We start from the raw sequence: 12,315 nt of genomic DNA on the forward strand, positions 1-12,315 counted from the left end.
GCTAGGGCCGGTGTGCGGCCGGTGCCAACCCGGCGGGCGAACGGTGGCCGAAACCGACGTGAAAGGGGCGGTGGGAACAGGCCCCACCGCCCCTGATCACCTTCGGCGACTACCGGGTCTGCTGCGCCGGCACACCGCGGGAGATCGGCTCGTCCTCGGCCGGGGAGCTCGCCGCGGCCACCGCGGCGCCCGTGAGGGTGGCGAGCATCTCGCGCACGTTCGTCAGCTGGGCGTTGATCGAGTCGCGGCGGTTGGTGAGGGCCGCCAGCTCGCGCTCCGATTCCGAACGGATGCGGTCGGCCTTGGCGTTCGCGTCGGCCACGATGTCCTCGGCCTGGCGCTGCGCCGTCTCGACGGTCTGACGGGCCCGGCGCTCGGCGTCCGTGCGCAGCTTCTCCGCCTCCAGACGCAGCTGCTCCGCGCGGTGCTCGATCTCCGCGAGGCGCTTCTCCGCCTTCTGCTGGCGCGAAGCGAGGTCGCGCTCGGACTGCTCGCGGCGCTTGGCGAGGTTCGTCTCGAAGTCGGCGGCGGCCTGCGCGGCCTTGGCGCGGGTCTCCTCGAAGAGGGCGTCGGCCTCCTCGCGCTTGGACTGCGCGTCCTTCTGGGCCTCGGAGCGCAGCTGCTGGGCCTCGCTCTTGGCCTTCTCGATGACCCGGACGCCCTCGTCCTCGGCCTTGGCCTTGCGCTCCGCGGCGAACGACTCCGCGTCGTTGCGGACCTGCTGGGCCGCCGACTCGGCCAGCTCGCGGTGCTGCTCGGCCGCGCGACGGGCCTCCTCGCGCAGGTCCTTGGCCTCCTCCTCGGCGAGACGGAGGATCTTCTCGACACGCGCGCCGAGACCGGCGTACGACGGCTCGGCGTCGGTCACCTGGGCCTGGGCGTTCTGCGTCTCGAGGTGAAGCTCCTCGATGCGCTTTTCCAGAGCAGTGATGCGGGCCAGAGCGCTGTCACGGTCGGAGACGAGCTTCGAGATGCGTTCGTCCACCTGAGCGCGGTCGTACCCACGCCGCACAAGCTCGAAGCCGTAGGGGGAAGTGTCGCTCATGGGGTTCCTGTCGAATGAGACCGGTGAGGTGATAGGGGGAATCCTAGGGGCCGAAGCGGTGTGTCATCGAGCGGATGCGCGTTTGATACGGAGAATGAGACCCCTTTTGGGTGGCTAAGCGTCAGACGGCTTGCGCAAGACCGGGACAAAGGCCTCAGACTTCGACGGAACGCCCCGCCTGTCCGGCATGATCCGCCGGACAGGCCCCGGCGGTACGGGAACCGGGGCCCCGGGAGCCGGCGCCCCGGGAGCCGGGGGCCCGAGGACCCGCGGTCCGGGATCCGGCGGTCCGGGAACCAGCGGTCCGGGATCCGGTGGCCCGGGATCCGTCGGTCCGAGGACTAGCGGTCCGAGGACTTGCCCCCCGACCGGGGAGCACCCACCGTCGCACCCGCCTTGACGCCGCCGTCCTTGTTCCCCGGCGGGGCCTCGAAGGACTCCAGCGCCTCCAGCACGTCCTGGACGCGCGAGATCTCGGCGTTGATGTCCTCGCGCCGCCGCACCAGGACCTCCAGCTCGCGCTTGCCCTCCTCGACCGTGCGCCGGGCCTCGCGGATCGCCTCGGCCTTCAGCTCCTCGGCCTCGCGGATCAGCGTGGCCTTCTTCTGCTCGGCCTCCTTGAGGAGCCCCTCGGCCTTCTTCACGGCGGCGATGCGGACCTTGCCGGCCTCCGAGTTCGCCTCCGACACCAGCTCCTTGGCCTTCGCCTGGGCCTTGCCGAGCTGCTCCTCGGCCGCCTTGATGAGCGCGTCGCAGCGGTCGCCGGTCGACCTCATCGTCTCGGCGGCCTCGCGGCGGGCCCGCTCGTGCAGCTCCTCGATCTCGGAGGTGATGCGGTCGCGCAGCTCCTCCGCGCGTTCCCTGATGGCGGTCGCGTCCCGGCGGGCGCCGACGAGCAGCTCGTCCGCGTCCGTACGGGCCTTCTCCACGCGCGAGTTGCCCTCGACCGTCGCCTCGGAGACGAGCCGCTCGGCCTCGGAGCGGGCCGCGCCGACCATCGTGTCCGCCTGCGCCTCCGCCTCCGCGGTGGTCTTCAGCGCCTGCTGCTGCGCCTCGGTGAGCAGCTTGTCCGCCTCGGCGGCGGTCTCCGTGATGAGCGTGTCGACCTGCTCGGCGGCCTCGGAGCGCCGCTTGTTGGCCTCCTTGCGCGCCTCGTCGAGCGTCGAGTCCGCCTCGTCGCGGGCCACGCTCAGCATGCGGTCGGCCTCCGCGGCCGCCTCCCGCTTGACCCGCTCGGCCTCGGCACGCACCCGCTCGGCGTGCTGCCGCGCGGAACCCACCGTCTCGGCGGCCTCGGCGCGCAGCCGCTCGGCGTCGCCGGAGGCGTCCCCGATGAGCTTCTCCGCCTTCGCCACCGACTCGGCCCGCAGCCGCTCGGCCTCCGCGGCCGTCTCCGACTGGAGCCGCTCGGCCTCGGCGATGGTCTCCGTCTGGAGCCGCTCCGCCTCGGAACGGGCCTCGGTGATGAGGGTGTCGGCCTGCGTCGCCGCGTCCGACCGGATGCGGTTGGCGTCGTCCCGGGCGTCCGCCCGGGTGCGCGACGCGTCCTGCTCGGCCTGCGCGATGGTGTCGGAGGCCTCCGTGCGCACCCGCTGGGCGTGCGCGGACGACTCCGAACGCAGCCGCTCGGCCTCCGCGATGGCGTCGCCGACGGTCCGCTCGGCCAGCGCGCGGGCGGCCTCGGTCTCCTCGCTCGCCTCGCGTCGCAGCCGGCTCGCGTCCTCCGCGGCCCGCTCCCGCTCGGAGTAGGCGTCGGCGCGGACCCGGTCCGCCTCCTCCTCGGCCTCCCGGCGGGTGCGGTCCGCCGCGTGCTCGGCGGCGGAGCGCAGCCCGGCGATCTCGTCCTGCGCCTGCTCGTGCAGCCCGGCGACGGAGTCCCGCACCTGCTGCGCGTGCTGCTCGGCCGCCGCCACCGTCTCGGTGGCCCGCCGGTCGGCCTCCTCCACCAGCCGTACGGCCTCGGCCTGGGCGTCCTCCACGCGCTTGCGCGCCGACGCCAGCAGTTCCTCGCTCTGCTCGCGGGCCCGCTCCCGCTCCTGGTCGGCCTCCTGGCGGGCAGCGCCGAGGTAGTCCTCGGCCTCGCGGCGGCGCCGGGCGGCCTCCTCCTGGGCGGCGGCCAGCGTCTCGGACGCCTCGGCGGCCAGCCGCTCGGCGGCGGCCTGCGCCTCCGCGCGCATCCGGTCGGCGGTCTCCTGCGCCTCGGTGCGCAGCCGCTCCGCCTCCGCGGCGGCCTCCGACCGCAGCCGTACGGCGACGGACTCGCCCTCGGCCCGGGAGGCGGACGCGTCCGCGGCGGCCTCGGTGCGCAGCCGCTCGGCCTCGGTCTCGGCCTGCTGCCGGAGCGTACGGATCCGCTCGGCGGCCTCGCCGCGCAGCCGTTCGGTCTCCTCGGCGGCCTCGCGGCGGATCCGCGCGGCCTCCTCGCGGGCGTCACCGAGCGCCTCCTCGGCCGCGGCGAGCCGGGTCTCCGCCTCGGTGTGCAGCCGGGTCAGTTCCTCGGTGGCCTCCGCCTGCCGCGCCTCGACGGCACGCTCGGCCTCCTCGCGCAGGGCGAGCGCGGCCCGCTCGGCGTCGGCCGTGACGGCCTCGGCCTGCTCGGCGGCCTCGGCGCGGTGCCGTTCGGCCTCCTGGCGGGTGCGCTCCAGGGTGTCCTCGGCCTGCCGGCGCAGCGTCGTGGCCCGCTCGATGGCCTCCGTGCGGACCTTCTCGCTGTCCGCGGTGGCCTTCTGACGCAGCTCGTCGGCGTCCTGACGGGCCTTCGCCAGCAGCTCCTCGGCGGTCTTGGCCGCCTCCTCGATCTGCTGGACGGCCTCCTTGCGGGCCTCCGCGCGGATCTTCTCGCCCTCGGCGACCGCGTCGGCGCGCAGCTGCTCGGCCTCGCCGCGCAGCCGGCGGGCCTCCTCCTGGAGCTCGACCGTCCTGGCCCGGTACTCCTTGGTGTCGTCCTTCGCCGCGCCCTTGAGCTCCTCGGCGATGTCGTGCGCCTCGGCGCGCAGCCGGTCGGCCTCGGTCTCCGCCTCCCGGCGGATCCGCTCGGCCTCCTCGGCGGCGGCCCTCGTGGTGCGCTGCGCGTCCTCCTGCGCCTTGTTGAGGACGTCCTCGGCGGTCTTGGCCGCCTTCGACAACTGGGTGGCGCTCTCCTCGGCGGTGAGCGTGCGGGCCTTCTCGGCGGCCTCCGCGAGGAGCTTCTCGGCCTCGGCGCGGGCGTCGGCGACGAGCTGCTCGGCGTCCGCCCTGGTGGCCTCGGCCTCCTTGGTGGCCTCGCCGACCAGCCGGGCGACCTGCTCCTTCGCCGTACGGGTGCGCTGCTCGTTGGCGGACTCGGCGCCGGCGAGGGTCTTCTCGGCGGCGGCCCTGGCCTCCGCGAGGACCTTCTCGGCCTCGGACTGCGCCTTGCGCAGCGCCTCCTCCGCCTCGGCCATGCGCTGCTCGGCGGTCCGGCTCAGCTCGGTCGCCTGGCGGCGGGCCGCGTCGGACTCGGTGGCCGTGGAGCTGCGCAGCGCCTCGGCGTGCTCGGTGGCCTCCTGGGCCTGGGTGGAGGCGGCGTTCAGCAGGCGCTCGGCGTCCGCGCGGGCGCGCCGCAGCAACTGCTCGGCCTCGGCACGGGCCGACTCGGCCTCGCTCTGGAGCCGCTGACGGGCCTCCGCGGTGACCCGTTCGGCCTCGGCGCGCGCGGCCGCCATGGCCTGCTCGGCCTCGGCGCGCGACTCCTCCAGGAGACGGCGGGCCTGGGCCTCGGTGCGGGCCCGCAACTGCTCGGCCCACGCCACGTTCTCGTTGACGTGCGACTCGACGGTCTGCCGGCGCTCGGCCAGCTCCTGGTCGAGCTGCTGGCGCCGGGTCACCGCCTCCTGGTGCAGCTCCGCCTGGAGCCGGGCCGCCTGTTCGGCGTGCTCCTGGAGGATGCGCTGGGTCTGCGAGCGGGCCTGGCTCAGCTCCCGCTCGGCGTCCGCGCGCAGCTGGTCGGCCTGCATCTGCGCGTTGCGCAGCAACTGTTCGGCCTGGTAGCCGAGGTCCCCGCCGTCGAAGGAGGGCCGGGACATGATGGTGCGCCGCGCCTCGTGCAACTTGGCGCGCAGCACCTCGACCTGGTAGCCGAGGTCCTCGGCGTGCTGGATCGCCTTTTCCCGTTCGGTCTTCAGCCGTTTCATCTCGGCTTCGAACCGAGTGAGGTGGTCGACGTCAGCCGCCGGATCCCGCTCCTGGCTCTCGTAGCCCCGCACTGCGCGGTCCCATCCGTCCCCTGGTCGCAAGCTTCTCCGTACGAGCTCCGTCCATCCGCCGGACGGGGCCCCCGGGGAATGGTGTCAGATCAACGGCGGAGCACGGGCTGCTGCCCCGACGCTCGTCCCCCGAAACCCGGACCCCGGACGGGTCCTGCCGACATGGCGGCAGGACACCGGTCGCCCTGGCTGGAGCGGCGACCGACCCCAACCCTACCGGCCCATATGTACGGGGGTCAGTGCTCAGGTGACTCAACGGGGGCCGATGTGACCAGTTCTGTCAGGACTCCGTGGCAATCCTTTGGGTGGAGGAAGGTGATTCGTGACCCCATGGAGCCGCGCCGGGGCTCCTCGTACAGCACGCGCACACCCTTGTCGCGGATGTCCGCGGCGTCCGCGTCGACGTCCGCGGTGCCGAAGGCGATGTGGTGGACGCCCTCGCCGTTCTTGGCGAGCCACTTGGCGACGGTGGAGTCCTCCCGGGTCGGTTCCAGGAGCTGGAGGTACGAGGCGCCGCCGTCGGACGTATCGTTGATCTTGAGCATGGCCTCGCGGACGCCCTGCTCCTCGTTGATCTCGGAGTGGAACACCTCGAAGCCGTACGTCGCCCGGTAGAACTCGACGGTGGCGTCGAGGTCGTGGCAGGCGATCCCGATGTGGTCGATTCGCGTCAGCATGGTGTCAGTGCAACGCGGCGGAGGTGGTTACGCAACGTGCGCGCGATCACACCGACGGCCCGATGACGGGTGAAGTGCCTGTCAGTACATTCGAAGTAAACCCTCGTTCACTCCTCGGCCCGTGCAAGGCCGGTAAGGGGATCGCAGCTCATGACTGGAACCAACAGCACGACCTCGGTGATCGTCGCGGGTGCCCGTACGCCCATGGGGCGGTTGCTGGGCTCGCTGAAGTCCTTCTCCGGAGCCGACCTCGGCGGCTTCGCGATCAAGGCCGCCCTCGACCGCGCGGGGATCGCCGGCGACCAGGTGCAGTACGTGATCATGGGCCAGGTGCTCCAGGCCGGCGCGGGCCAGATCCCGGCCCGGCAGGCCGCGGTCAAGGCCGGCATCCCCATGAACGTCCCGGCCCTCACCGTGAACAAGGTGTGCCTGTCGGGCCTCGACGCCATCGCGCTGGCCGACCAGCTGATCCGCGCGGGTGAGTTCGACATCGTCGTGGCGGGCGGCCAGGAGTCCATGACCAACGCCCCCCACCTGCTGCCGAAGTCCCGCGAGGGCTTCAAGTACGGGGCGATCGAGATGCTCGACGCGATGGCCCACGACGGGCTGACCGACGCCTTCGAGAACATCGCCATGGGCGAGTCCACCGAGAAGCACAACACGCGCCTCGGCATCGCCCGCCCCGAGCAGGACGAGATCGCCGCCCTGTCCCACCAGCGGGCGGCCGCGGCGCAGAAGAACGGCCTGTTCGAGGCCGAGATCACGCCGGTGGAGATCCCGCAGCGCAAGGGCGAGCCGGTCGTCTTCAGCAAGGACGAGGGCATCCGCCCCGAGACCACCGCCGAGTCGCTCGGCAAGCTGCGCCCCGCCTTCGCCAAGGACGGCACCATCACCGCCGGCTCCGCCTCGCAGATCTCCGACGGCGCCGCGGCGGTGGTCGTGATGAGCAAGGCCAAGGCGCAGGAGCTGGGCCTGGAGTGGATCGCCGAGATCGGCGCCCACGGCAATGTGGCGGGCCCGGACAACTCGCTCCAGTCGCAGCCCTCCAACGCCATCCTGCACGCCCTGGAGAAGGACGGCCTGGAGGTCTCCGACCTCGACCTCGTCGAGATCAACGAGGCCTTCGCCGCCGTGGCGGTGCAGTCGATGAAGGACCTCGGGGTGTCGACGGAGAAGGTGAACGTCAACGGCGGCGCCATCGCCCTCGGCCACCCCATCGGCATGTCCGGCGCCCGGCTCGTGCTGCACCTGGCCCTGGAGCTGAAGCGGCGGGGCGGCGGCATCGGCGCGGCCGCGCTGTGCGGCGGCGGCGGTCAGGGCGACGCGCTGATCGTGCGGGTCCCCAAGGCCTGAGTTCCCTGTACGGCCTCACGTACGTCATTACCTGAACGGAGCTGTGATGCAGGACGTCTCCTCGCTGGTCGCCCAGGCCAGGGAAGGCCGGCCCCGGGCCGTGGCCCGGCTGATCTCCCTGGTGGAGGGGGCGTCGCCGCAGCTCAGGGAGGTCATGGCGGCGCTGGCCCCGCTGACCGGCAACGCCTACGTGGTGGGCCTGACCGGCTCGCCCGGCGTCGGCAAGTCGACGTCCACCTCCGCGCTGGTCACGGCGTACCGCAAGCAGGGCAGGCGGGTCGGCGTCCTGGCGGTCGACCCGTCCTCGCCGTTCTCCGGCGGCGCCCTGCTCGGCGACCGCGTCCGGATGTCGGAGCACGCCTCCGACCCCGGCGTCTACATCCGTTCCATGGCCACCCGCGGGCACCTCGGCGGCCTGGCCTGGGCGGCCCCGCAGGCCATCCGGGTGCTCGACGCGGCGGGCTGCGAGGTGATCCTCGTGGAGACGGTCGGCGTCGGCCAGTCCGAGGTCGAGATCGCCTCCCAGGCCGACACCAGCGTGGTCCTGCTGGCCCCCGGCATGGGCGACGGCATCCAGGCCGCCAAGGCGGGGATCCTGGAGATCGGCGACGTGTACGTCGTCAACAAGGCCGACCGCGACGGGGCCGACGCCACCGCCCGCGAGCTGAACCACATGCTGGGCCTCGGCGAGTCCCGCGCCCCCGGCGACTGGCGCCCGCCGATCGTGAAGACGGTCGCCGCCCGCGCCGAGGGCGTCGACGAGGTCGTCGAGGCGCTGGAGAAGCACCGCGCGTGGATGGAGGAGCACGGTGTCCTCGCCGAGCGCCGCCGTGCCCGCGCGGCCCGCGAGGTGGAGACGATCGCCGTGACCGCCCTGCGCGAGCGCATCGGCGACCTGCACGGCGACCGCCGGCTCAGCACGCTCGCCGAGCGGATCGTCGCCGGCGAACTGGACCCGTACCGGGCGGCGGACGAGCTGGTGGCGGGACTGACCCAGGGGTCGTGAGGCCCTCCGCGGGCGACCCGGTGGCCGCCTGCCCGGCGGTCGCCGACTCGGTGTCGGCGCCGGTGCTCCGACGCCCGCGTTCCTCTTCCTGCCTCTTCCTGGCGTAGGGCGTACCGTGCCGCGTCCCGCCGTGCACCGGCCGCCGCGGCCCCAGGCGTTCTCTGCCTCCGCCTCACGTCGGGGAGCCCACCCGTGTTCGCGGCCCTTCCGCGCGCCCTCCGGGGTCCTTCCGCGGCCGGCCCGTCCGCCGTTCCCCCGGCCCGGCCGTCCGACGTCCCCTCGTCCGCCGTGAGCCCGCCGTCGTTCGGGGGGCGTCCTCGTAGCGTTCCTTCGCCGACGAGCCGTCGGCCTCCGCTTGCAGGGCCGGGGAACGCCGGAAGGCGGAACCCTGTTCGGGCTCCGCCTTCCACCGGTCCGGATGCTTTCGTCCGGACCGGGCCCGCTCAGGGGCGTCCCCGCTGCTCGCGGAGGTGGTCCGCGATGGGCGTCAGGGCCTTGTCGAGTTCCGTCAGGGCCTCGGGGGAGAGCAGGTCGATGAAGTGCCGGCGCACGGACGCCACATGATGGGGCGCCACCTTCCGCATCGTCTCCATGCCGTGATCGGTGAGGACCGCGAACAGACCCCGGCGGTCGGACTCGCAGTTCTCACGGCGCACCAGCCGGGCGTTCTCCATGCGGGTGATCTGGTGCGAGAGCCGGCTCTTGGACTGCAGGGTGGCGGACGCGAGGTCGCTCATCCGCATCCGGACGTCCTCCGACTCGGACAGGTTCACCAGGATCTCGTAGTCGTTCATGGTCAGCCCGAACGGCTGAAGATCCTTTTCGAGCTGGTACGTCAACAGCCTGTTGACCTCCAGGTGGGTGCGCCAGGCGCACTGCTCCGCTTCGGTCAGCCAGCGCGTGGCCGTGTCGGTCTCCATAAATGAAGTCTACCTAAAATGTTGAAAGGCGAACTAGTAAGGGTGGTGTGACAGTGCGCACGCGTTCGACGTCACACTCCGCAGACTACCGCTCACAGCCCGAAGCGACGCTGGAGGTCTCCCAGCTGTCCGGGAAGGCGCGGTGCGCCCGCCTGACCTCCGAAACCCCCCGGCCCGCCGCCGCCGGGCACTCCCGGCTCGGCGGGGAGCGCTCCCGTGGCCTGCTCGGCCATGAGCGTCTCGGTGGACTGCAGCAGCACCGTGCCGGCGCCCACGAACTCGAACTGGTGCTCCTCCCCGGAAGCCCCGCCCAGGCCCGTCAGCGCACGTAGGCCGCCCATCACGCCCGTCATGTACCCGTGGTCGTAGTGGTGGCACGGGGACGGGCAGTCGGCCCAGCCGACGAGCGCCTGCGGGTCCACCCGGATCGGGGGTTCCATGAACACCACCGGACCGTTCGACGCGGCGACGAACTTCCCGGTTCCGATCAGTGTCAGGAAACCCGGAACGATCGACTGTTTGAGTGCGAGAGTTGGCTGAAAAGCGAGCAGATTGCCCGAGCGAATGGTCAGGTTGCCGTCTTCGAGGTCGTACGAGTTCACGTCGAAGGCCCGGTCGGCGAGGAGCATCTTGCCCGAGCCCTCCGCCACGACCCAGTCGCTCGCGTGCAGAGGCGAATGGAACGACGTGCGCACCAGGCGGTCCAGCCGGCCGTGCCCGATGCCGTTGAAGTCGATCGAGCCGTAGTAGGCGATCATCTTCCCCTTCTGCAGGAACCACTGGCTCCCCTTCAGCTCCACGCAGAAGGTGTACGCGTTCACGTTGTCGTCGGCCGGCAGGGTCATGGGGTCGAAGACGGTGGGGCCGGTGCCCGGGTGGGTGGTCACAGCTTCTCCTCCGACGCCTGGACGTACACCGTGCCGCTGCCGCTCAGCTCCAGCTGGAACGCCTCCCCGGAACCGCGGCCCACCATGTCCCGCCAGCCCAGGGCGGTGGACAGCCTGTTGCGCACGTCGCCGTGGTGGGCGACGTAGGCCTGCGGGTCGACGTGGACCGGGCGCTGGGGGGTGATGGGCACCTCGAAGACACCGCCGTGGGCCATCACGGCGACCGCGCCGTGGCCCGCCAGCGTCGTGGTGAACAGGCCCTGGCCGCTGATCTGGCCGCGGACCATGCCCATCACGCCGCCCTGGGAGCCCATGAACATGGTGCCCTGCTGCAGGGTGCCCTCGAAGGCGAGGAGGCGGTCCGCCTCGACGTGGAGCGTCTCGCCGGTGAGGTGGACGACCTGGACGTGGTGGCCGCCGTGCCCGAACAGGACCGTGCCGCTGCCCTCGACGGACATCAGGGGCGTGTCCTCGTTCGCCAGGCGGCGGCCGATCATCGACATCACACCGCCCTGACCGCCCTGCATGTTCGGGGTGAAGGACACCTCGCCCCGGTAGGCGAGCATCGCGCCGCGCTGACTGAACAGGCGCCGGCCGGGCACCACGGTCGCCTCGACCATCTTGGAGTTGATCTCGCGGAAGGACATGTCACACGTCCCCCGCGATCGTGTTCCGCTCGCTGGGCTGGACGTACACCAGGCCGTCCCCCTCGAAGCGGATCTGGAAGGCCTCGCCGCCGCCCTCGCCCATCAGGGTGCGGAACGTCACACCGGACTGGAAGGACTGCCGGACGTCACCCTGGTGCGCGACGTACGCCCCCGGGTCCACGGTCAGCGGGAACTGCGGGCTCACCCGGAGCACCACCGCCGGACCGTCCGAGGTGATCGCCGCCAGGCCGTGCCCCTCGACGGTCGTCGTGAACAGCCCGTTGCCCTGCGAGGCGCCGCGCAGGCCGGTGAAGGACGTGCCCGTCCGCAGCCCCGCGTCCGTCGCGAGCAGATTGCTCGACTCCACGTACAGCTTGTCCCCCCGGAGGTTCACGAGGTTGATCTCGGAGGCACGGTCCGCGAACCAGCAGGTCCCCTGCCCCCGCACCTCCATCACGGTCATCTGCTCGCCGGTGAGCCGCCGGGTCACCATCCCCCGCAGGCCCTCGCCGCCGCCGCTCATCTTCTTGAAGGCCATCTGCCCGTCGTACGCGACCATGGAGCCGTTCTTCGCCTTGACGGCGTCCCCGGTCATGTCGACGGCGAGCACCTTGCTGCCTTGGAGTCGAAACATCGCCACGCTGCGAAGGTAGCCTCTGGGACGCCGTGCCGACAGGGCCTCCGGGGGGAGATCGTCCCCGAATGGCCCCTTAGGGGACGTCCGCCGTGATCCGCCGTGCGCGGGCCCCGGGGGCCGCCGGCCGCCACTGGACGCCGCCGCACCCCGCCCGGCTCCCCGTCGCGCTCGTTTGCCACAATGGGCGAACGCTTGTGCGCGCGTTCACAAACGACCCGATCAGCACCGCATCTCCCACCGAAGGTGACCCGTGGACCTCAAGACAGCCTCCGCCCTCCGCCGACTCCGCCTGGTCTCCGCGCCCGAGGCGGTCTCGTTCCTGCTGCTGCTCGTCTGCTCGGTGCTCAAGCGCACCACGGACTTCAACGCGGTGCCGGTGATGGGCGCGCTCCACGGCCTGCTGTTCGTGCTGTACGTGATCTTCTGGGCGGACGCCTGGAACCGCGCCAAGTGGCCCCTGCGCACCGCCGCCCTCTACTTCGTCCTCTCGGTCCTGCCGGCCGGCGGCTTCTTCGCCGAGCGCAGGCTCCGCCATGAGTCCGAGGACGCGGTCATCGCCTCCCGCGCCCGGCGCGAGGGCGTGGTGGAGGCGTCGTGATCGTCGCCTTCTCCGTCACCCCGCTCGGCGTCGGCGAGGACGTGGGGGAGTACGTCGCCGACGCCGTCCGGGTGGTCCGCGAGTCCGGCCTGCCGAACCGCACCGACGCCATGTTCACGTCCGTCGAGGGGGAGTGGGACGAGGTCATGGACGTCGTCAGGCGGGCCGTCGCCGCGGTCGAGGCGCGGGCGCCGCGCGTCTCCCTGGTCCTCAAGGCCGACCTCCGCCCCGGCGTGACGGACGGTCTGACGTCGAAGGTGGAGACCGTCGAGCGGCATCTCGCCCCGCCGGGGGAATAGCGGGGCCGGCCCGCCGGGGCCGG

General features: G+C 72.5%; 11 protein-coding genes. 4 read left to right on the forward strand and 7 right to left on the reverse strand.

Annotated elements, in window-relative coordinates:
• Window positions 1-109: 109 nt before the first annotated feature.
• The 3 genes from ACF09K_RS04480 to mce form a co-directional block, all read right to left on the reverse strand.
• Window positions 110-1,045, reverse strand: a complete 936-nt coding sequence (locus ACF09K_RS04480; RefSeq protein ID WP_392240945.1) for a cellulose-binding protein — start codon at window positions 1,043-1,045, stop codon at window positions 110-112.
• A gap of 341 nt (window positions 1,046-1,386) precedes the next feature.
• Window positions 1,387-5,268, reverse strand: coding sequence for a polarized growth protein Scy (gene scy, locus ACF09K_RS04485; protein ID WP_392240946.1), 3,882 nt, complete (start codon window positions 5,266-5,268; stop codon window positions 1,387-1,389).
• Between the two features lie 236 nt (window positions 5,269-5,504).
• Complete coding sequence (mce, locus tag ACF09K_RS04490; protein ID WP_392240947.1) at window positions 5,505-5,945, reverse strand: methylmalonyl-CoA epimerase; 441 nt, start codon at window positions 5,943-5,945, stop codon at window positions 5,505-5,507.
• Window positions 5,946-6,095: 150 nt separating this feature from the next.
• Between mce and ACF09K_RS04495 the strand changes: the two genes are divergently transcribed.
• Both ACF09K_RS04495 and meaB read left to right on the forward strand, forming a co-directional pair.
• A complete protein-coding gene (locus ACF09K_RS04495; protein WP_392240948.1) occupies window positions 6,096-7,298 on the forward strand; it encodes an acetyl-CoA C-acetyltransferase in 1,203 nt (400 codons plus the stop codon).
• A 46-nt stretch (window positions 7,299-7,344) separates the two neighbouring features.
• Window positions 7,345-8,304 (forward strand): methylmalonyl Co-A mutase-associated GTPase MeaB, encoded by a 960-nt coding sequence (gene meaB, locus ACF09K_RS04500; RefSeq protein WP_392240949.1) that lies wholly within the window; start codon window positions 7,345-7,347, stop codon window positions 8,302-8,304.
• Window positions 8,305-8,747: 443 nt separating this feature from the next.
• Here meaB and ACF09K_RS04505 read toward each other — a convergent pair whose 3' ends face one another.
• The 4 genes from ACF09K_RS04505 to ACF09K_RS04520 all read right to left on the reverse strand — a co-directional run bounded on the left by ACF09K_RS04505 (window position 8,748) and on the right by ACF09K_RS04520 (window position 11,392).
• Window positions 8,748-9,224 carry a MarR family winged helix-turn-helix transcriptional regulator gene (locus tag ACF09K_RS04505; RefSeq protein ID WP_392240950.1) on the reverse strand — a complete coding sequence of 159 codons (477 nt, stop codon included), beginning with the start codon at window positions 9,222-9,224 and terminating at the stop codon, window positions 8,748-8,750.
• Between the two features lie 92 nt (window positions 9,225-9,316).
• Window positions 9,317-10,069 carry an AIM24 family protein gene (locus ACF09K_RS04510; protein WP_392241042.1) on the reverse strand — a complete coding sequence of 251 codons (753 nt, stop codon included), beginning with the start codon at window positions 10,067-10,069 and terminating at the stop codon, window positions 9,317-9,319.
• A gap of 38 nt (window positions 10,070-10,107) precedes the next feature.
• The gene (locus ACF09K_RS04515; protein WP_392240951.1) at window positions 10,108-10,758 is read right to left on the reverse strand and encodes an AIM24 family protein; all 651 of its coding nucleotides are present in this window, start codon (window positions 10,756-10,758) and stop codon (window positions 10,108-10,110) included.
• A gap of 1 nt (window position 10,759) precedes the next feature.
• Window positions 10,760-11,392 carry an AIM24 family protein gene (locus tag ACF09K_RS04520; protein ID WP_392241043.1) on the reverse strand — a complete coding sequence of 211 codons (633 nt, stop codon included), beginning with the start codon at window positions 11,390-11,392 and terminating at the stop codon, window positions 10,760-10,762.
• Window positions 11,393-11,645: 253 nt separating this feature from the next.
• Here ACF09K_RS04520 and ACF09K_RS04525 point away from each other — a divergent pair, with 253 nt between their 5' ends.
• Together ACF09K_RS04525 and ACF09K_RS04530 are read left to right on the forward strand one after the other, a co-directional pair.
• Window positions 11,646-11,993, forward strand: coding sequence for a DUF3817 domain-containing protein (locus ACF09K_RS04525; protein ID WP_392240953.1), 348 nt, complete (start codon window positions 11,646-11,648; stop codon window positions 11,991-11,993).
• The gene (locus tag ACF09K_RS04530) at window positions 11,990-12,292 is read left to right on the forward strand and encodes an MTH1187 family thiamine-binding protein (protein WP_392240954.1); all 303 of its coding nucleotides are present in this window, start codon (window positions 11,990-11,992) and stop codon (window positions 12,290-12,292) included. The genes ACF09K_RS04525 and ACF09K_RS04530 overlap by 4 nt, the downstream gene beginning before the upstream one ends.
• Window positions 12,293-12,315: the final 23 nt, after the last annotated feature.

Source organism: Streptomyces sp. NPDC014882 (assembly GCF_043081325.1).
Lineage (GTDB): Bacteria > Actinomycetota > Actinomycetes > Streptomycetales > Streptomycetaceae > Streptomyces.

What these genes read in the sequence shown, in the direction of transcription:
- mce (WP_392240947.1), bottom strand. Translation starts at nt 5,945, where the DNA reads ATGCTGACGCGAATCGACCACATCGGGATCGCCTGCCACGACCTCGAC.
- ACF09K_RS04505 (WP_392240950.1), bottom strand. Translation starts at nt 9,224, where the DNA reads ATGGAGACCGACACGGCCACGCGCTGGCTGACCGAAGCGGAGCAGTGC.
- ACF09K_RS04495 (WP_392240948.1), top strand. Translation starts at nt 6,096, where the DNA reads ATGACTGGAACCAACAGCACGACCTCGGTGATCGTCGCGGGTGCCCGT.
- ACF09K_RS04480 (WP_392240945.1), bottom strand. Translation starts at nt 1,045, where the DNA reads ATGAGCGACACTTCCCCCTACGGCTTCGAGCTTGTGCGGCGTGGGTAC.
- ACF09K_RS04510 (WP_392241042.1), bottom strand. Translation starts at nt 10,069, where the DNA reads ATGACCCTGCCGGCCGACGACAACGTGAACGCGTACACCTTCTGCGTG.
- ACF09K_RS04520 (WP_392241043.1), bottom strand. Translation starts at nt 11,392, where the DNA reads ATGTTTCGACTCCAAGGCAGCAAGGTGCTCGCCGTCGACATGACCGGG.
- ACF09K_RS04515 (WP_392240951.1), bottom strand. Translation starts at nt 10,758, where the DNA reads ATGTCCTTCCGCGAGATCAACTCCAAGATGGTCGAGGCGACCGTGGTG.
- meaB (WP_392240949.1), top strand. Translation starts at nt 7,345, where the DNA reads ATGCAGGACGTCTCCTCGCTGGTCGCCCAGGCCAGGGAAGGCCGGCCC.